Genomic DNA, 17,695 nt, shown 5'->3' with positions numbered 1-17,695 from the left:
AAATGAGGATTAATCTGTCTCTACTTCTTCCTGATACATCTCGTCGATGTTAGCAGCGTACTTGTTTTCAATTACTTTTCTTTTCGCTTTCATGGTTGGCGTCAGCTCTCCATCTTCAATGCTAAAAGGATTTCTTTTGATTTTGAAGTTTTTGATGCGCTCAAACTTGGCCAGCTCATTTGAGAGTTTTTTGATGTCTTTAGCCATCCAGTCCACGATTTCTTTATCTTCAATAAATAACTGCGGTTGTTGGAAAAAGGATTCTGTCAATTGGAACTCTTCCTGTAAGCTTTCTTTATTTGGAATAATGATCGCTGTTAAATACTCTCTTTTATCTCCAATAAGAAACAATTGTTCGATCTTAGGGCTTTTCAGGTAAATGTTTTCTACCGGAGTAGGGTATACATTTTTACCGTAAGCATTGACGATCATATTTTTTAAACGGTCAGTGATCTGAAGATTTCCTTTGTAAAAGCGACCAATGTCGCCAGTATGGAACCAATTTTCTTTATCAATGGCTTCTGCGGTTTCTGCAGGCTTGTTAAAATAGCCTTGCATCACACAATGTCCTCGGACAATGATTTCACCTTCTGCACATTCAAAATCCTCCTGGAAGGTTTCATGCGTTTGGATATTGATGATTTCTTTAGTTTCTACATTTTGAATGCCAATTTCAATTCCTGGAATGACACGGCCAACAGTTCCGTAAACTTGTCTATCGTATTCCGTTACCGCCATTACCGGTGAAGTCTCTGTTAGGCCAAAACCTTCCAGCACTTTAATTCCCAGGTTTCCGAAAAACTCACCCACATTTTTAGGTAATGCAGCACCGCCGGATAACATGAACTTTAAGCGGCCACCGGTTTTCTCTTTAATTTTACTGAATACCAGTTTTTCAGCCACTGCTTTTTTGGCGGATAAGATCAAGCCGGGCTTTCTGCCTGCTTCTTTTTCAGCACGGTATTGTTGTCCGATGTCCAAAGCCCAAAGGAAAATCTTTGCTTTTAACCCACCGCCAGCTGTGCCGCTTTTGATGGCTTTGTCATGGATTCTTTCTAATAAACGAGGCACGCAGCTCATCACCGTTGGTTTAATTTCTGCCATGTTTTTGGCCAGCAACTCTAAACTTTGTGCATAAGCAATTTTACAGCCCTGTGCACAGCAAACATGGTAAGTTGCCGTACGCTCAAAAACATGAGACAGGGGTAGGAAAGATAAAAAGGTTTCCGTTTCGTCGATGATAGGAATTTGCTGTAAACAGACTTTTACGTTTTGTACAAAGTTGTTGTGCGATAAAACCACGCCTTTTGGGGTACCGGTAGTCCCGGAAGTATAAATCAGTGAAGAAGTATCAGCAGGGCGCAGTGATTCCCGGATGCGGGTAATCTCGGCGGCTCTTTCTTCACTTACCGGACTTTCCAATAGCGCAGAAAAAGGAATTACTTCTGCTTTCATTCCTTCTGGTAAAGGAATCTTTTGATAATCTGCAAAAACTGGTATGATGTATTGCAGTTTTTTACAGTTCTCTGCTATTTTTGTTACTTTTTTATAGAGGAAAGGATTGCCGATCAGAATGGCTCTGATTCCAGAATCATTGATGATATAGGTGACTTCCTGTTCAGAGAGCGTAGGGTAGATAGAGACGTTAATCGCACCAATCTGCTGGATCCCCTGGTCGTAATAAACATAATCCGGAGAGTTTTCGATCATTAAACCCATCCGATCTCCTTTTACAATTCCCTTATCCAGGAAAAATGAAGCTACAGCATCTGCACGTTCCAGTGTGGTTTCAAAAGAGATTTCTTCCCAGTCTGCATTCTTTTTATGAATGAGAAAAGTCTCGGTTGGTTTATGGATGTTTTCCACCACATTTCTCAAGAGACTTGGGACAGTAGAAAACTCATTAAATGTTACCATGTTAATTTATTTTGTTTGATTGGAGGAACAATGATAAACTTTTCTTTGTAAAGAAAAAATCAGTTCATGAAAAAAGGGCACATCAGTGCCCTTTTAAATCAATAAGGTTTAGGAATTAAACAGAGAAACTCTCGCCACAACCACAAGAACGACTTGCGTTAGGGTTATGGAAATTGAATCCTTTTCCGTTTAAACCATCTGAAAAGTCAAGTTCAGTGCCGGCAAGATAAAGGAAGGATTTCATGTCTAATGCTATCCTGATTCCTCTGTCTTCGAAAAACTGATCTCCGGTTTTCTCTTCGTTATCAAAATCTAAATTGTATGATAAACCAGAGCAACCTCCACCTTTTACAGAGACGCGCAAAAAATAAGTATCATCCATCTGCGCATCTTGCATCAGGTGATCAATTTTGCTTTTTGCTTTATCGGTTATCGTAATCATCGTTTTAAAAATTAAAGTTTAGCAAAACAAATCAAACTGCCTGCCAAACTATGATTGAAATTAGTGATGAGATTTAGGCATTGCAATTGGCTCCATACCGTTTTTAACACGGTAATCATTGATTGCAGATTTGATCGCATCTTCAGCCAATACTGAACAGTGAATTTTTACTGGCGGTAACGCCAATTCTTCCACGATGTCCATGTTGTCGATGGTCAAAGCCTCATCTACAGTTTTTCCTTTTAACCATTCTGTAGCTAAAGAAGAAGAAGCAATTGCAGATCCGCAACCAAAGGTTTTGAATTTTGCATCTGTGATCACATTGTTGTCATCTACTTCAATCTGCAGGCGCATTACGTCACCGCACTCAGGTGCGCCAACTAATCCTGTTCCTACATTCTTGCTATCTTTATTTAAAGTACCAACATTTCTAGGGTTGGTATAATGTTCCATTACTTTTTCTGAGTATGCCATTTTGTTTTCCTCCAAATCTCCGTCTCCGGGGATTGTATTTAAATATTGTTTATTAATGGGTGGGCTTAGTGCTCAGCCCATTCAATTTTACTTAAGTCAATTCCTTCTTTAAACATTTCCCATAGTGGAGAAAGTTCTCTTAAGTGATTTACTGCTGCTTTAGTATGCTCAATAGCAAAATCAATTTCTTCTTCAGTCGTGAAACGACCCAATCCGAAGCGGATAGAAGAATGTGCTAAATCATCAGAAAGACCTAAGCTTTTCAATACATAAGAAGGTTCTAATGAAGCGGAAGTACAAGCAGATCCCGAAGATACGGCAAGGTCTTTCATTGACATCATTAAGCCTTCACCCTCTACATATTTGAAGGAAATATTAGCTACATGCGGCAAACGGTGTTCTGTGTTACCATTTACATAACTTTCTTCCATTTGAGATAAAGCGCCTTCTAATTTATCTCTTAATGCAGATAAACGTTTTGCTTCTTCATCCATTTCCAAACGGCAAAGTTCACATGCTTTACCTAAACCAACGATACCAGGTACATTTAATGTTCCTGAACGCATGCCGCGCTCATGACCACCACCATCGATTTGTGCAGTTACTTTAACCCTTGGGTTTTTACGGCGTACATATAATGCACCAACACCTTTAGGGCCGTACATTTTATGTGCTGAAAATGCCATTAAGTCAATACCATCAGCGTTTACGTCTACAGGAATTTTTCCTACAGCTTGTGTCGCATCAGTCATGAACAATGCACCATGTTTATGAGCAATTGCAGAGATTTCTTTAACTGGCTGAATGACGCCAATTTCATTGTTACCATACATAATGGTTACTAAAATCGTTTGTTCAGTCATTGCAGCTTCAAGTTCCTGAAGATCGATCAGACCGTCAGCTTTCACTTGTAAGTAAGTTACTTTAGCACCTAATTTTTCCAGGTGTTTACAAGCATCTAAAACTGCTTTGTGCTCAGTAGTAGCGGTAATGATATGATTACCCTTGTCCTGATACATTTCGTAAACTCCTTTGATACCTAAATTGTCTGCTTCTGTAGCACCTGAAGTAAAGATGATCTCTTTATCAGTACAGCCAATTAGTTTCGCCACTTGTTCACGAGCGTAGTCAACACCTTCTTCTGCCACCCATCCAAAAGCGTGGTTACGGCTGGCAGCATTACCAAATTTGTTGGTGAAATATGGTAGCATCGCTTCTAATACCCTTGGATCAAGAGGAGTAGTTGCATTGTTATCTAAGTAAATAGGAAGTTCCATCGTATGTAATTATTCTTAATAATAGACAAATGTACGAAAAAAGAATGCCAACAATTATAAATAATAGCTATGACCGTATAGGTAAAACCTGCATTTTTACATTTTTCTAACCGTTTAAGCAATTATGAAAAAGATAGAGCACATTGGTATTGCTGTAAAAGACCTGGATTTTTCCTGTGATCTTTATGAGAAATTGTTAAATACTGCTTGTTATAAAAAAGAAGCGGTAGTTTCTGAAGGCGTAAATACTGCGTTTTTTCAGGTTGGACCCAATAAAATTGAATTGCTGTCTGCGAGTAATCCGGAAAGTCCGATTGCAAAGTTCCTCGAGAAAAAAGGAGAGGGTATTCATCACATTGCTTTTGATGTGGAAGATATTCTGGTGGAGATGGAACGGTTAAAAAATGACGGTTTTGTGCTTTTAAACGAGCAGCCTAAGCGGGGTGCCGATAATAAACTGGTGTGTTTTCTTCATCCGAAAGGGACAAACGGGGTATTGGTAGAATTGTGTCAGGAGATTAAAGCGCTATAAAAAATGGAAGCTTTAAAAGCATTGACCAGCATAATAGGGAAAGACTTTGAAGTCGAGGAAATCTGGACAGAAGCACAAATCAGGGAACGATTGGTACAGGCTTTTGCGTATCTGCTCGATAATGACATCTCCAAAATGATGAACATCTTGTACCGGACAGACGTAGATGAGGAGAAATTAAAAAGTCTTTTGATCAGTAATTCCGAACTCCCTTCTGCTGAAGTCATTGCTGATGCCTATTTAAGACGGCAAAAAGAGAAAATTGAGACCCGGAAAAAGTATAGTAGATAATTTTTCATGACTTCCTTGCTAATGAAAAATAATTTTAGGATATTTGCAACCTTAAAAATAAGCGAGAAATAAGGAAATAATAATATAAAAGCATCATGAAAAAAGATCTGCATCCATCAAACTATAGATTTGTAGTATTTAAAGATATGTCAAATGAGTACTCTTTCTTAACGAAATCTTGTGTAGATACTAAAGAAAGCATCAAATGGGAAGATGGTAACGAATACCCTCTATACAAATTAGAGATTTCTCATACTTCACACCCTTTCTATACTGGTAAAATGAAGTTAGTAGATACAGCTGGTCGTATCGATAAATTTAAAACTCGTTACGCTAAGAAGTAATTCTACCAAAAAAGTAATTATTTTAAAGTCCCGGTGCTGTTGCTTCGGGACTTTTTTTATTTTTGTTGCTTATGACAATCAATTTATTTGATGATAATGCCTGGGCATCTTTACGTCCGCTATCTTTCACAAGACCGGTTGCCGACCTCCGTGTCGGAATTTTAACCATAGCTCAAAAATGGGAGCAGCATTTAAATGCGAAGACCGGCTATCTCACCGTTCCTTATCTTTCTGTTAAATATCCAGCACAGCCAGATGCCAGCTTATCCATCAATGGATCGGTATGTCCTGACGAAGGCTTACTGGAAGCAATAGATCGTTTGCGTGATGGTGAAGTGTTAAAACAAGAAGACTTGTTGCTTGCTTATCGCGCGCCTTTCGGAACCTCTCCAGAGGAGCTGAATGCGCTGAAATCTGTCGCTTATGAGCCCTCGATTATCAGAATCCTCCATCCGGAAGATATTTTTAAAAACAATGATATAGAACTGAGAAAAGACTTTAGTTTACTGACAAAAGGCCGTTCTTCCGCAATATTGAGCAGTACCAACGTGATACTTGGAGACCAGGTTTTTGTAGAAGAAGGTGGTGGAGCTGAATGTGCCACCCTAAATAGTTTAAACGGACCAATTTATATTGGGAAGAACAGCCAGATTTGGGAAGGTGCACACATTCGCGGGTCTTTTGCACTTTGTCATGATTCTCAGGTCAAGATGGGGGCTAAAATCTACGGACAGACAACTATTGGGCCATTTAGCAGGGTTGGTGGAGAGATCAATAACGCAGTAATCTGGGGATATTCCTCTAAAGGTCACGAAGGTTATCTGGGTAATTCCGTAATGGGGCAGTGGTGTAATATTGGTGCAGATACCAATAATTCCAATCTGAAGAATAACTATGCGCCTGTAAAAATCTGGGACTACACTCAGGATGATTTCCGGGAAACAGGATTGCTGTTCTGTGGAATGATCATGGCCGACCATGCGAAATGTGGTATCAATACCATGTTCAATACCGGATCGGTGATCGGGGTAGGAGCCAATGTTTTTGGTGCAGGATTTCCTAAAACCTTTCTTCCTGATTTTTCATGGGGCGGGGCTCAGGGATTTGAAACGTATCGCCTCGACAAGATGTTTGAGACTGCGGAACAGGTTTTAAAACGCAGGAACTTACCTTTTGAAGAAGTAGAAAGAAATATATTAACCGCTGTATTTGAATTGACTAAGTCATACAGGAGTTAATTATCACTAAAAAAACAGCAGAATTGAAGCCTTTATCTTAGCTTCATGGCGCTAAAACAATAAAATTATGACCAGAAAAAAAATCGTTGCCGGAAATTGGAAAATGAATTTAGACTATGCCGAAGGGGTATCTTTATTCTCAGAAATCGTAAATATGGTAAGAGATGAGAAAAAAGGTGACCAAATCGCCATCATCTGTTCTCCATTCATTCATTTAAACAGTTTGGCACAATTAGGTGGTGAAACCGTTAAAATTGGTGCTCAAAATTGTCACCAAAATGAAAGTGGCGCTTTTACAGGAGAGACTTCTGCAAAGATGATCAAATCTGTAGGCTGCGAATATGTCATCATCGGACACTCAGAAAGACGTCAGTATTTCGCGGAAACGGATGAGTTATTGGCTCAAAAAACAGTAATCGCTTTACAAAACGGCCTTACGCCACTTTTTTGTATCGGTGAAACTTTAGACGAAAGAAATAACGGAAGTTATTTTGATGTCCTTAAATCTCAATTGGTAAACGGTGTTTTTGGTTTAGAAGCAGCTGATTTTGCTAAAATTGTGATTGCTTACGAACCAGTTTGGGCAATTGGAACAGGCTTGACCGCTTCTTCTGAGCAAGCACAGGAAGTTCATGCTTTTATCCGCGCTGAAATTGCTACTAAATATGGTATTGAAATTGCAGAAGGTACCAGTATTCTTTATGGTGGTAGCTGTAACCCGAAAAATGCAGCAGAATTATTCGCTCAGCCGGATATTGATGGTGGATTGATCGGTGGTGCTTCATTGAAATCAAGAGACTTTACTGACATCGTTAAAACTTTCAATTCTTAATGCAATACATCAAGGTAACATTCAGCTTTACAGCGATAGAAGAATATCAGCAGGATTTGCTGATCAGTGATTTGGCGGAGATTGGCTTTAATACATTTGAAGATACCGAAAATGGCTTTGCCGCATTTATTGACCTGGACAGTTATTCGTTAGAAAATTTAGAGGAAGTGCTGGATAGTTATAAAGAAGAACTGGAAATTACGTACGACATTACAGAGATTGCTGCGGAAAATTGGAATGAGGAGTGGGAGAAGAACTTTGAACCTCTTATTATCAATGAGCAGTGTTATGTAAGGGCGACTTTCCACGAACCTCAGCCACAATATCAATATGAGATTGTGATTGATCCTAAGATGGCTTTTGGTACCGGTCACCATCAAACCACCACCATGATGATGCAATACATTCTGTCTACTGATGTTCATGGGAAAAATATCCTGGATATGGGCTGTGGAACAGGGATTCTTGCAATTTTAGCGGCTAAAAAAGGTGCAGCATCATTGGTCGCGATTGATAACGATGAGGTGTGTTACCTGAGTACCTTAGAAAATTCTGAGCTGAACGGTATTACCAACTTAACCGCTGCCTGCGGTGGTAAGGAAACCATTCCTCAGCAAACTTTCGACATCATTCTGGCAAATATCAATAGAAATATTCTATTGGACCAAATCCCTACTTATGCTGATGTTCTGGCCTCAGGAGGAAGTATTTTCTTCAGTGGGTTTTATGAAAGCCCAGATCTGGATATGATTAAAACAGCCTGTGAAACTTTGCAGATCAGGTATGTTGACCATAAAAAAATAGGAGAATGGGTTGCTGCCCAGTTTAGAAAAGATTAAAGATCAATACCGCTCCGGCGGTATTTTTTTGCACCTTATTTTATCATTGTAATATGCGCATACATTTTATAGCAATTGGCGGTAGTGCCATGCACAATCTGGCCATTGCCTTACATAAAAAAGGCTACCAGGTAACAGGTTCTGATGATGTTATTTTTGAGCCTTCAGTAAGCAGATTAGCCCGACATGGCATTTTGCCTGAGCAAATGGGCTGGGATGCCAGTAGGATTACAGCGGATCTTGATGCCGTAATTTTAGGAATGCATGCCTTACTGGATAACCCGGAATTGCTGAAAGCTCAGGAATTAGGTCTTAAGATCTACTCTTACCCAGAATATATCTACGAGCAAACTAAGGATAAACTTCGTGTAGTAATCGGTGGTAGCCATGGTAAAACCACGATTACCTCTATGATCCTTCATGTATTAAATTATTATAATCGCGATTTTGATTACCTGGTAGGTGCCCAGCTGGCGGGATTTGATACGATGGTAAAAGTCACAGAAGAAGCTCCGCTCATCATTATTGAAGGCGATGAATACCTAGCTTCTCCAATAGACAGAAGACCAAAATTTCATTTATATAAAGCAAATATTGCAGTAATTAGTGGAATTGCCTGGGACCACATCAATGTTTTCCCAACTTTTGAAGATTATACCCGTCAGTTCGAGTTGTTTATTGATACCATTCAACCGGAAGGAAAATTGATTTACTGTACTGCCGATGAAGATTTAAATCAATTGGTGGCAAGGTCTACGACCAATGTACAGAAAATAGGATACGGGATTCCCGAGCATGAAGTGAAAGATGGTGTAACTTATCTTTTACCTGAACACACAGAGTTAAATGTGTTTGGAAATCATAACTTGATGAACCTCAATGCGGCACGTTTAGTTTGTGAGGCTTTAGGTCTGAATAATGAACAGTTTAATGCTGCAATTTCTTCCTTTACAGGTGCTGCAAAGAGACTGGAAGTATTGATCAAAAAGGACCATACGAACGTTTATAAAGACTTTGCACACTCCCCCTCAAAGTTGAAAGCGACCATAGAAGCTGTGAAAACACAGTTTACGGAAAGGAAATTGGTAGCGTGTATAGAGTTACATACATTTAGTAGTTTGAATAAAGAATTTTTAGCACAATATAGAGATACAATGAAACAAGCTGACTGTTCAGTTGTATTCATTGATGAGGAAACTTTTAAACATAAAAAGATTAAACCATTTAGCAAATTTGATGTACAAAATGCGTTTAATTGTAATGAATTACAGTTTTTTAATAATTCTGACGAATTAAAAGATTACTTAATGAGTATGAATTTTAATCACACAAATTTATTATTAATGAGCTCTGGTAATTTTGGTGGCTTAGATTTGGTGAGATTGGCACGTGAGTTGACTACTAACTAGCATAAAGTACAAACTAGAATAATACACCTAAATTTATCACATGAATATCATTGGAAAAAACATTAGACAATTACGCCAGAAGAACGGCTGGAGCCAAGGGGAAGTGGCCAAACGTCTAAATATTTCAATTCCTGCCTTTTCAAAAATAGAAACTGGTATTACAGATATTAACATCTCCAGATTAGAGCAAATTGCTAACCTATTCCAGGTATCGACGATGGACATTATCTCCAAAGAAGGTGAGAACCCGCAGTCCCTTAATTTTGAAGAAATTAATGCCCTTAAAGATAAACTTGCTTTGAGAGAAGAAGAGATCATTAAACTCCAAAAGAAGGTAATTGATCTTTATGAGGAAATCCGCGAAAGATAGGCTTGCTATTAAAATATTTTACGTAGCGTCAGGTGTCGTTTGCCAAAAGTGGCACCTGTTGCTTCATGTATCGACAGCATCTTGTCGTTAAAATCTCCTACCCAACTCAATTCCAGCTCATCATATTGATTTAAAGGCAGCACATATTCTTTAAGTTTAATAAAAAGTGCAGATTCTAATCCATGTTTCTGGAAAGATTTCTTAGTTCCCATCACGATGGCACGCATCCTATTAACGCCAACCCAGCGTTTGTAAAGGAACATCAACTTTTCAATTAAGCCCAATTTACCGTTAAATCCTTTGATCATTTGATTGGCATCAGGAATGATTACCACAAAGGAGGCAGGTTCTCCATTGATGTAAGCAAACCAGATCAGCTTTTCATCCATAATGGTTTCCATCTTTTTAAAGCTTTCCTGTAAGGTTTCTTTTTTAATGGGAACGAACTTCTCAAAATCCTGCCAGCCATCATTGTAGATTTCCATCAGGTCCTGTACGTATTTTTCAGAATTCTTCTTAGAGAAATGTTCAAAAGTATAACCAGGTTTATTGGCTACCCAGTTGGCAATTTTGGTAAAGCGTTCAGGGAATGGCTTTCTAACTGCCAGGTGATTGGTGATCTGCTCATAAGACTTCTCAAATCCATAGTTTTTGAAAAAGTCATGATAGTATGGATGATTGTAATTCATGCCGTAAGAAGGCGGCGTAAAGCCCTCTACCAGTAAACCCCAGAAAGAATCATTCTCCCCGAAATTGATTGGACCGTCCATGGCCTCCATTCCTTGTTCCTGCAGCCATTGTTTTGCAGTATCAAACAAGAGGAAAGCTGCATGCTGATCGGCCGTACATTCGAAAAAGCCCATGCCACCAGTAGGCTGCTCGTATTGATGTGCTTTTTTGTCATTGATAAAAGCAGCAACCCGGCCAACGGTTTGACCGGCAGTATCTTTTAAGATCCAGCGGGCGCATTTTCCATGGTTAAAGAAGGTATTCTTCTTCACATCAAATATTTGCTCAATATCATTATCCAGCGGACAAATCCAGTTGGGATCATTTTTGTAAAGAAAACGGGCCACATTTAAAAATTCCTTTTTTGTCTTTGAATCGGATACGGGTATAATCTGCATGTATGCTGGGCTGAATTAAAATAAAAAGCATCCCTATAGGGGATGCTTAAAGAGATACTATGTACTGTTCTTTAATAATCGTCGTCATCGTCGTCACTGAAATTATCGAAGCCATCCAGATCATCTAAAGGCATGTCAAAGTCGTCGTCTTCATCTTGATACGACTTCTTGTTGCCGGTTTCTTCACTTGAATCATCGATGTCAGTTTCAGGGTCAACTAATGAACTTTTACTAGTAGGTTTTTTTGGATCTTTCATTACAAAAAAATAAATTCAGTAAGGTTTGTATGGATACGCTAAAATTACAAAAAATCTTTTTAAATATAAACAACGGTGTTTATTTGATTTTTTCGTGCATCAAAATTAGTATAAAAAACTTTTATGGGAAGAGTTATTTTAAAAAAAAAATCACTGAAATCATGTGTTGCTTAGCAGTATAATTTTTATTGAAATCCGTCCGTAATTGCAGAAAAGTTTCTTCTGATTTGATAAATAAGGTGAAGCTTAAATACTTTCGCGATTAGTTCAAATGGAATTATGTTTTTTTTTGAAAATTAATGAATGGGAAGCGGGGGCTGATTTTTTTTTAATCCTAAAAAACTAATAATTTGAGCTTCAACCTAAGTCTACTGCTGCTGAAAATTGTAAATCTAAAAAGCTAAAAATGTGAAATGGGTTTACAATCGAAGAATTATCCATTCCTCTATTAAATAGGAGTGCTTTTACTGAAAAGGTGGAATATATGTTCAGTTAAGCCTTCTAATTGCTGATTTTTATAGCTAATTGACTGTAAAACTGTGTGATGTGTGTTTCTCAATAAGGCAGTTTGTGTAATGTTTACGCTCATTTTAACATATCTTTATTTGGCATATTCAAACGAAAGACATAAAATTATGAAAGTAGTTATTTATGGAACTGGAAAAATGGCAGAATTTATTTGCTACTCTTTTAACAACGATAGTCCTCATGAAGTGGTTGCTTTTTGTGTAGATGAAGCCTATGTGCCAGAGCCTGGTACCACATTGCTCGGATTGCCGATACTTAGTTTTTATCAGGTTTCAGAGCAATATCCAAAAGAAGATTACTTAATGCATATTGCAATAGGTAGAAATAGTGCCAGGGAAAGCCTTTACTATAAGGTAAAGGAAGCTGGATATGGTTTTGCAAATTACATCTCCTCAAAAGCAAATCTTTGGCCGGATTTAATAGTTGGGCAAAATATTTTTATAGACCAGTGTTGTGATATTCAGCCTTTTGTTAAGGTTGGTAATAATTGCATGTTAATTGGCGCACGTATCGGTCACCATTCCACAATTGGGGATAATGTACTGCTCTCGGGTAATATCCTTGCAGGAAATGTGACGGTAGGAAATAATTCTTTCCTAGGGATCAATTCATCCGTGAAAGAAGATGTGTTTATAGGAAATAACAATATTATTGGTGCTGGGGTATTTGTGACAAAGAATACAGAAGAGGATGTTATCATTTCCAATCCACCAACAATTCAAAGGATAGGGGACGCGAAGCGGTTTACACTGTTCCACAAAACAGCTCAAGTTCTATAATTAAAACAAAGTTTTAATACTTATCTAGACAGTTCAAGAACTGTTGCGACTGGACTGGACTGGACTGGACTGGACTGGACTGGACTGGACTGGACTGGACTGGACTGGACTGGACTTTGATGCGGGAAAATCAAGGGCAAAAAAAATGGTAAAGTTTGAGGCTTTACCATTTTTTAACACACAAATGAAACCTGAATTGAGATATAGTTTTAGGTTAGGTAAAATATCTTTGATCAATTCTATAAGAACGCTTTTTACAAACTATGTTTGTTTTAATATCTATAACAAGTTTAGTGCAAATTTAGATATCAATTCTTTTTACTTAGTAAGTGGTACTTATAATTGAGTAAACGGTAATTTATGGGTACATAGGGATAGAAATGGACACAAATGTGCCAGATAAACCAGTTTGCTGTACACTAATCTGTATAGGATTTGCTTCTACCTGGTTCAATAAATGGATGCGTTCTTTTGTTAGGTCCATTCCTTTACTCTGATGTTCCCCTTTTTTATTTTTCAAAGAGTTTTCTATTCCTACGCCATCATCTATAATTTTAATGATGAGGTGATCGGGGCCTTTTAGGTCAATGAGGATGTCGATTTTACCTCCTTCTTCTTTAGGCATAATACCATGCCAGATCGCATTCTCAATATAAGGCTGAAGAATCATGGAAGGAATCATCGTTTCTTCCTTGTCGATGGCTGAACTCACCCGGATTTGATAGATCAGTTTATCTCCAAATCTTTTCTTTTCCAGGCTCAGGTAAAGCTCCAGGTAATCCAGCTCTTCTTCGAGTGTAATGAAACTCCGTGTACAGATTTCCAGGTTCTTCCTGATTAGCTTTGCAAAACCTGTCAGGATCTTATTAGCAGAATTGGTGTCCTTTGTGTTGATATAATGCTGGATGGAATTCATTACGTTAAATACGAAATGAGGATTCATCATCGCTTGTAAAGCGCGTTGTTCCAGCATTAGGATTTTATTCTTTAAGAGCAGCTGTTCCTGTTCTTTGTTTTTTTGACGGCGTGTAACGACGACTGCCAACTTGTAAAAAGCGAGTCCTGCAAGTAAAAATACCAGCACAAGGAACCAGGTTGTTTGCCAGAAGTAAGCTTTCAGCACGAAGCTTACTTTGGCAGGACTGCTCCAGTCGCTGTTATTGGATTTTGCCGAGAGCTCAAAGACGTAAGCTCCTGGCTCTAGGCTAGAGAATTCAATCCTGCGACTCCGGGTCTCGGTCCATGGTGCATCCGGTTTTAATCTATAACGGTATAAAATGTTTTTATTCTGGAAATCAATGGCACTATAAAAAAACGTAATGCTATTATTAGAAGGCTCCAATATATGATCCGGGTGGTTCATACCCAGCTTATTTTTATTGTTCAGCACGGAAGTGATGTAAACCTTTGGTGCTTCATTTTTATGAATAGAGTAATTCACATCAAAATAAACCAAACCGCTATTGGTTGCAAAATAGGCGTTTTTATCTCCTATAAATAAGCAATTGACATCATCAGTTAATAGGGAGTTCGTAAAACCAAAGGATTCTACGACCGCCTTGTCATTTTTGAAATCAATTTTATTGATGCCATTATTGGTGACTACCCAAGTCTGGTCGTCTTTTACAAATAGCCTTTTGCAAATGTTATCAGCAAGGCCATCTTCTTGCGTGATGACTTTTAAAATACGGCCATTTCTCATGAAAATAAGGCCATTCCCATCTGTTGCCAATACAATCGTATGGTCGGAAAGTTCCTGTATGTCATTGATTCTTTTTGTTAACAGTGGTTGTTTGACAAAGAAATTGGTCAATATCCCATTAGAAAACTGCGATAAGCCATTCACATTGGAAAACCAAAGTTGCTGGGCCTGATCATAAAACACCCGGTAAGAGCGGTTGTTAAAGAAATCTTCTCCTTGCTTAAAGGATAGGGAAGTGAATTCAAACCTCCTTTGCCGATCGGGAATAATCACGACTCCAGAAGAAAGTGCCAATGCAAGTTGCTTTCCTGCAGCAATACTAAAACTTTTAATGACAAACATAGAGTTATTGGTTTCCTTCAGGAAATCAATTTGCCGGGTGTGCTGGTAAATGTCATTGATCCTGCCGAGGCCATAATCAGAGGCAAAATAAATGGCATGATTCAAGGAGTCAAAAGCCAGCTGTTTGATGATGTTGTATTTTTTTTGATCCGGCAATGCGATTTTACTAACCCCACTATCTTTAAGGTCTATGAGGTTGATTTTTGCTTCATCGAGACCAAGCCAAAGCCTGTTGCGGTCGTCGTGGGCAATGCTTTTTACAATATCGCTGCTCAGGCCATTACTCTTATTAAACACATATAGGCGTTCATTTTGCTGTGGAAGCATATAAATACCATTAGTAGTGGTAAACCACATATTCCCCTTCGCATCTTTGATCACCTGACTGGAGGAGATGTTATTCAGATAGCGCTGGGTTTTTCCATCAGCTTCCACATGGTAAATCCCTGTAGCATTACTCACCCACAGGTTCATGTTTTGATCGGTATAGAAATACCCAGGATCATTGTTCAGGAGTTCCGGGCTTAGCTTTAATTTCAATATTTCCTGATTCCCTCTTCTGATGTTCAAGCCCCTTTTATCCAGGTAGGCAAGGGTTTTATTTGGTAAATTCAAGGCTGTTTTATAAGATAAGGGCAAGCTCTGATGCGGAACAACTTTGAAGGTGTGCTGTTCCATGACACGAACAGAGGTATTGCTGATGGCCCATATTTTTCCCTGTTCGTCCTCGTGGACAAAGGCATTGATAAACTGACGATCGTGGTCTGCGGAAATGTATTTCGTGATCGACTTGCCATTGTACATCACCAGGGTATTTTTATTAGTGCCTAACCAGATCCTTCCTTTGCTATCCTGGAAAAAAGAAACAATAACAGCATTGAATTTTAAGAGCTTTAACAGCTGGTTATTGGTTTCATTGTAGATTTTTCCGTTAAAAAAATAACTGAGCTGGCCGTTTAAGGCCAGGAACCATATTTTGCCATCTTTATCTTCTTTTAGTTGAAGAATCTGATTGTCAGGCAAACCATCATTCACCGAAAAAGTCTCGAAAATTTTCCCGTCAAAACGACTTACTCCCGCATCCGTAGCGATCCAGATATAGCCTTTACTATCCTGCATGGTGTAAAAGCAGTTGTTGCTGGGTAAGCCGGCTTTCGTGTCAAAATGCTGCAGATAGGTACTTTGCGCAAAAGCCGTTAGGCTGCCTAACATACACAAGATAAGGGGAAGAATCAGTCTTACCACCTTTTTTTTATTAGGATTTATCACTTTCAATTCGGATATAGGATTTAACTTTTTCCGCAAAATCACTGGCACGTCTTCTGGAAACGGCAATCTTTTCGCCATTTTTTAAAAGCACTTCGACACCATTTTTCGAATTGTATTCCTTTAAGTAGTTCAAGTTTACAATACTTGATTTATGGATGCGCACGAATTGCTGCTCAGGAAGAATTTCTTCATATTCTTTTAAGACCTTGGAAACGGTGATTTTTTCTTTATTAGACAGATGAAAAACAGAGTAATTACTGTCTGCTTCAATGTGAATAATATCGTTGATGTCTATTAAAGAATAGCCCTGGCCATTGGGCAGACTGATTTTTCGGATTTCAGAGCGGTCTGAAAGATTCGCAGCCAGGTTTTGTAAGCTTTCATTCCTGTTGTATTCTTTTTTATTCAGGGAGATGTATTTTCCTGCTTTTTCTACAGCGAGCTTGAGCTCATCGATATCAATAGGTTTTAACAGGTAATCCAATGCATTGGCTTTGATAGCCCTCAGCGCATATTGATCAAACGCAGTCGTAAAGATTACATGTGAATTGTACTGCTGTGCCTGAGGGATCAGTTCAAATCCATTTTCACCGGGCATAGCAATGTCCAGAAAGATCAGATCGATCTGGTGATTGCTCAATAGCAGCCTTGCCTCTGCTACAGATTTTGCAATTCCGGAAATATGAATGTTCTCGCAATTCTCCTGAAGTAGGAAATAAAGAGAGGACCGGGCAAATTCTTCATCGTCAACAATAATCGTATTTAGCACTTCTATGGGGTTTATAGGGTCAATTTATTAAAAAAATGAGGGATGTAAGAATATTTTTTGACTAGTCTGAAAACCAAGCACTCATTTCTGCCGTAAGTGCCTCTATAAAACCTAAGAAATTTTAGAAAACTAAACCTGCGCAGGTAAGTTTCATAAACTTTTGAACTAAAAACTTGAATTATGATTTGCAGATGCAAAACCATGATTTTTTAACTCAAAGCTACAACTATGAAAAACTTACACGATGAAAAAGAAGTGCTGCAAGAGGAACGCAGTATTCTTACCGCTCCATTGCAACGCCGTTCATTTCTGCAATTTGCAGGTGCAGGCGCAGCAGGCATCGCTTTGATCGCTGCCGGATGTAAAAAAGATAAAAACATCATTGATAATGGTGGAAGTATGGGGGGAGTTACCCTTGATTTTAAAGACGATTTCGGGGTCTTAAATTATGCTTATGCCCTGGAGCAATTAGAGGCTGCATTTTATATTCAGGTAGCTGCCACTCCGTATGCTAATATCAGCGCAGCAGAGCTGGCTTACTTTAAAGATATACAGTTTCATGAAATTGCCCACCGGGAATTTTTCAAAAATGCACTGGGTACATCCGCCATCGCAGGACTGGAAGTTGATTTTTCAAAAATCAATTTCGCCGATAGAACCAGTGTATTGGGGACTGCAAAAGCTTTCGAAGATTTAGGCGTTTCCGCTTATAATGGCGCAGGAAAATTACTGAAAAGTACAACTTATCTGACCTTGGCTGGAAAAATCGTTTCTGTAGAAGCGCGTCATGCGGCTTATATCAGAGAGCTGATTTCACCGAACTCCTTCTCTAACGTAGAAGTAGTGGATGCCGTAAACGGATTAGAGACCTCCCGTGACCCAAAAGCAGTACTGGCTATTGCTGGTGGATTCGTCAAAACAAAAATCAACGTGATTAATTTATAGCCTTAACCTGAA

18 protein-coding genes are annotated in these 17,695 nt (G+C 38.7%); 10 read left to right on the top strand and 8 right to left on the bottom strand.

The genetic code is table 11. From position 1 onward, the window contains the following. Window positions 1-9: 9 nt before the first annotated feature. The 4 genes from AQ505_RS19555 to AQ505_RS19540 form a co-directional block, all read right to left on the bottom strand. Complete coding sequence (locus AQ505_RS19555; RefSeq protein WP_062549732.1) at window positions 10-1,917, bottom strand: AMP-dependent synthetase/ligase; 1,908 nt, start codon at window positions 1,915-1,917, stop codon at window positions 10-12. Window positions 1,918-2,032: 115 nt separating this feature from the next. Further along, window positions 2,033-2,359: a HesB/IscA family protein gene (locus tag AQ505_RS19550; RefSeq protein WP_062549731.1), complete on the bottom strand. Its 327-nt coding sequence runs from the start codon at window positions 2,357-2,359 to the stop codon at window positions 2,033-2,035. A 60-nt stretch (window positions 2,360-2,419) separates the two neighbouring features. Then, complete coding sequence (iscU, locus tag AQ505_RS19545; protein ID WP_062549730.1) at window positions 2,420-2,833, bottom strand: Fe-S cluster assembly scaffold IscU; 414 nt, start codon at window positions 2,831-2,833, stop codon at window positions 2,420-2,422. Between the two features lie 65 nt (window positions 2,834-2,898). After that, complete coding sequence (locus tag AQ505_RS19540) at window positions 2,899-4,110, bottom strand: IscS subfamily cysteine desulfurase (RefSeq protein ID WP_062549729.1); 1,212 nt, start codon at window positions 4,108-4,110, stop codon at window positions 2,899-2,901. A 124-nt stretch (window positions 4,111-4,234) separates the two neighbouring features. Between AQ505_RS19540 and mce the strand changes: the two genes are divergently transcribed. The 8 genes from mce (at window position 4,235) to AQ505_RS19500 (ending at window position 9,965) form a co-directional block, all read left to right on the top strand. After that, window positions 4,235-4,642: a methylmalonyl-CoA epimerase gene (gene mce, locus AQ505_RS19535; RefSeq protein WP_062549728.1), complete on the top strand. Its 408-nt coding sequence runs from the start codon at window positions 4,235-4,237 to the stop codon at window positions 4,640-4,642. 3 nt (window positions 4,643-4,645) lie between these two features. After that, on the top strand, window positions 4,646-4,933 hold the full coding sequence (locus AQ505_RS19530) for a hypothetical protein (RefSeq protein WP_062549727.1): 288 nt from the start codon (window positions 4,646-4,648) through the stop codon (window positions 4,931-4,933). Between the two features lie 95 nt (window positions 4,934-5,028). Then, the gene (locus tag AQ505_RS19525) at window positions 5,029-5,277 is read left to right on the top strand and encodes a type B 50S ribosomal protein L31 (RefSeq protein WP_062549726.1); all 249 of its coding nucleotides are present in this window, start codon (window positions 5,029-5,031) and stop codon (window positions 5,275-5,277) included. 71 nt (window positions 5,278-5,348) lie between these two features. Further along, the gene (locus AQ505_RS19520) at window positions 5,349-6,515 is read left to right on the top strand and encodes a putative sugar nucleotidyl transferase (RefSeq protein WP_062549725.1); all 1,167 of its coding nucleotides are present in this window, start codon (window positions 5,349-5,351) and stop codon (window positions 6,513-6,515) included. A 67-nt stretch (window positions 6,516-6,582) separates the two neighbouring features. Next, entirely contained in the window at window positions 6,583-7,347 is a 765-nt protein-coding gene (gene tpiA, locus AQ505_RS19515) for a triose-phosphate isomerase (RefSeq protein ID WP_062549724.1), read from the top strand. Continuing rightward, window positions 7,347-8,186: a 50S ribosomal protein L11 methyltransferase gene (gene prmA, locus AQ505_RS19510; RefSeq protein ID WP_062549723.1), complete on the top strand. Its 840-nt coding sequence runs from the start codon at window positions 7,347-7,349 to the stop codon at window positions 8,184-8,186. The genes tpiA and prmA overlap by 1 nt, the downstream gene beginning before the upstream one ends. 53 nt (window positions 8,187-8,239) lie before the next feature. Next, window positions 8,240-9,595 carry a UDP-N-acetylmuramate--L-alanine ligase gene (locus AQ505_RS19505; RefSeq protein ID WP_062549722.1) on the top strand — a complete coding sequence of 452 codons (1,356 nt, stop codon included), beginning with the start codon at window positions 8,240-8,242 and terminating at the stop codon, window positions 9,593-9,595. A gap of 40 nt (window positions 9,596-9,635) precedes the next feature. Beyond that, on the top strand, window positions 9,636-9,965 hold the full coding sequence (locus AQ505_RS19500) for a helix-turn-helix domain-containing protein (RefSeq protein ID WP_062549721.1): 330 nt from the start codon (window positions 9,636-9,638) through the stop codon (window positions 9,963-9,965). A gap of 8 nt (window positions 9,966-9,973) precedes the next feature. Here AQ505_RS19500 and AQ505_RS19495 read toward each other — a convergent pair whose 3' ends face one another. Beyond that, window positions 9,974-11,092 carry a hypothetical protein gene (locus AQ505_RS19495; protein ID WP_062549720.1) on the bottom strand — a complete coding sequence of 373 codons (1,119 nt, stop codon included), beginning with the start codon at window positions 11,090-11,092 and terminating at the stop codon, window positions 9,974-9,976. Window positions 11,093-11,163: 71 nt separating this feature from the next. Next, entirely contained in the window at window positions 11,164-11,349 is a 186-nt protein-coding gene (locus tag AQ505_RS19490; RefSeq protein ID WP_062549719.1) for a hypothetical protein, read from the bottom strand. 635 nt (window positions 11,350-11,984) lie between these two features. Between AQ505_RS19490 and AQ505_RS19485 the strand changes: the two genes are divergently transcribed. After that, a complete protein-coding gene (locus AQ505_RS19485; RefSeq protein ID WP_062549718.1) occupies window positions 11,985-12,656 on the top strand; it encodes an acetyltransferase in 672 nt (223 codons plus the stop codon). A gap of 358 nt (window positions 12,657-13,014) precedes the next feature. On the opposite strand, the gene AQ505_RS19475 is transcribed toward AQ505_RS19485, so the two are convergent. Further along, window positions 13,015-15,912, bottom strand: coding sequence for a ligand-binding sensor domain-containing protein (locus AQ505_RS19475; protein WP_062551122.1), 2,898 nt, complete (start codon window positions 15,910-15,912; stop codon window positions 13,015-13,017). A gap of 43 nt (window positions 15,913-15,955) precedes the next feature. Continuing rightward, window positions 15,956-16,738 carry a LytR/AlgR family response regulator transcription factor gene (locus tag AQ505_RS19470; protein ID WP_062549716.1) on the bottom strand — a complete coding sequence of 261 codons (783 nt, stop codon included), beginning with the start codon at window positions 16,736-16,738 and terminating at the stop codon, window positions 15,956-15,958. 228 nt (window positions 16,739-16,966) lie between these two features. Between AQ505_RS19470 and AQ505_RS19465 the strand changes: the two genes are divergently transcribed. Then, window positions 16,967-17,683, top strand: a complete 717-nt coding sequence (locus AQ505_RS19465) for a ferritin-like domain-containing protein (protein ID WP_062549715.1) — start codon at window positions 16,967-16,969, stop codon at window positions 17,681-17,683. Window positions 17,684-17,695 lie beyond the last annotated feature (12 nt).

Source organism: Pedobacter sp. PACM 27299 (assembly GCF_001412655.1).
Taxonomy (GTDB): Bacteria; Bacteroidota; Bacteroidia; order Sphingobacteriales; family Sphingobacteriaceae; genus Pedobacter.
The sequence above is the reverse complement of the archived record's forward strand: the minus strand, read 5'-3'. Positions and strand labels throughout refer to the sequence as shown.

Bases quoted from the DNA above. Each gene is read 5' to 3' on its own strand.
- AQ505_RS19505 (WP_062549722.1), top strand. From the start codon at position 8,240: ATGCGCATACATTTTATAGCAATTGGCGGTAGTGCCATGCACAATCTG.
- AQ505_RS19465 (WP_062549715.1), top strand. From the start codon at position 16,967: ATGAAAAACTTACACGATGAAAAAGAAGTGCTGCAAGAGGAACGCAGT.
- tpiA (WP_062549724.1), top strand. From the start codon at position 6,583: ATGACCAGAAAAAAAATCGTTGCCGGAAATTGGAAAATGAATTTAGAC.
- AQ505_RS19520 (WP_062549725.1), top strand. From the start codon at position 5,349: ATGACAATCAATTTATTTGATGATAATGCCTGGGCATCTTTACGTCCG.
- iscU (WP_062549730.1), bottom strand. From the start codon at position 2,833: ATGGCATACTCAGAAAAAGTAATGGAACATTATACCAACCCTAGAAAT.
- AQ505_RS19550 (WP_062549731.1), bottom strand. From the start codon at position 2,359: ATGATTACGATAACCGATAAAGCAAAAAGCAAAATTGATCACCTGATG.
- AQ505_RS19540 (WP_062549729.1), bottom strand. From the start codon at position 4,110: ATGGAACTTCCTATTTACTTAGATAACAATGCAACTACTCCTCTTGAT.
- AQ505_RS19530 (WP_062549727.1), top strand. From the start codon at position 4,646: ATGGAAGCTTTAAAAGCATTGACCAGCATAATAGGGAAAGACTTTGAA.
- mce (WP_062549728.1), top strand. From the start codon at position 4,235: ATGAAAAAGATAGAGCACATTGGTATTGCTGTAAAAGACCTGGATTTT.
- AQ505_RS19485 (WP_062549718.1), top strand. From the start codon at position 11,985: ATGAAAGTAGTTATTTATGGAACTGGAAAAATGGCAGAATTTATTTGC.
- AQ505_RS19490 (WP_062549719.1), bottom strand. From the start codon at position 11,349: ATGAAAGATCCAAAAAAACCTACTAGTAAAAGTTCATTAGTTGACCCT.
- prmA (WP_062549723.1), top strand. From the start codon at position 7,347: ATGCAATACATCAAGGTAACATTCAGCTTTACAGCGATAGAAGAATAT.
- AQ505_RS19555 (WP_062549732.1), bottom strand. From the start codon at position 1,917: ATGGTAACATTTAATGAGTTTTCTACTGTCCCAAGTCTCTTGAGAAAT.
- AQ505_RS19475 (WP_062551122.1), bottom strand. From the start codon at position 15,912: ATGTTAGGCAGCCTAACGGCTTTTGCGCAAAGTACCTATCTGCAGCAT.
- AQ505_RS19500 (WP_062549721.1), top strand. From the start codon at position 9,636: ATGAATATCATTGGAAAAAACATTAGACAATTACGCCAGAAGAACGGC.
- AQ505_RS19525 (WP_062549726.1), top strand. From the start codon at position 5,029: ATGAAAAAAGATCTGCATCCATCAAACTATAGATTTGTAGTATTTAAA.
- AQ505_RS19495 (WP_062549720.1), bottom strand. From the start codon at position 11,092: ATGCAGATTATACCCGTATCCGATTCAAAGACAAAAAAGGAATTTTTA.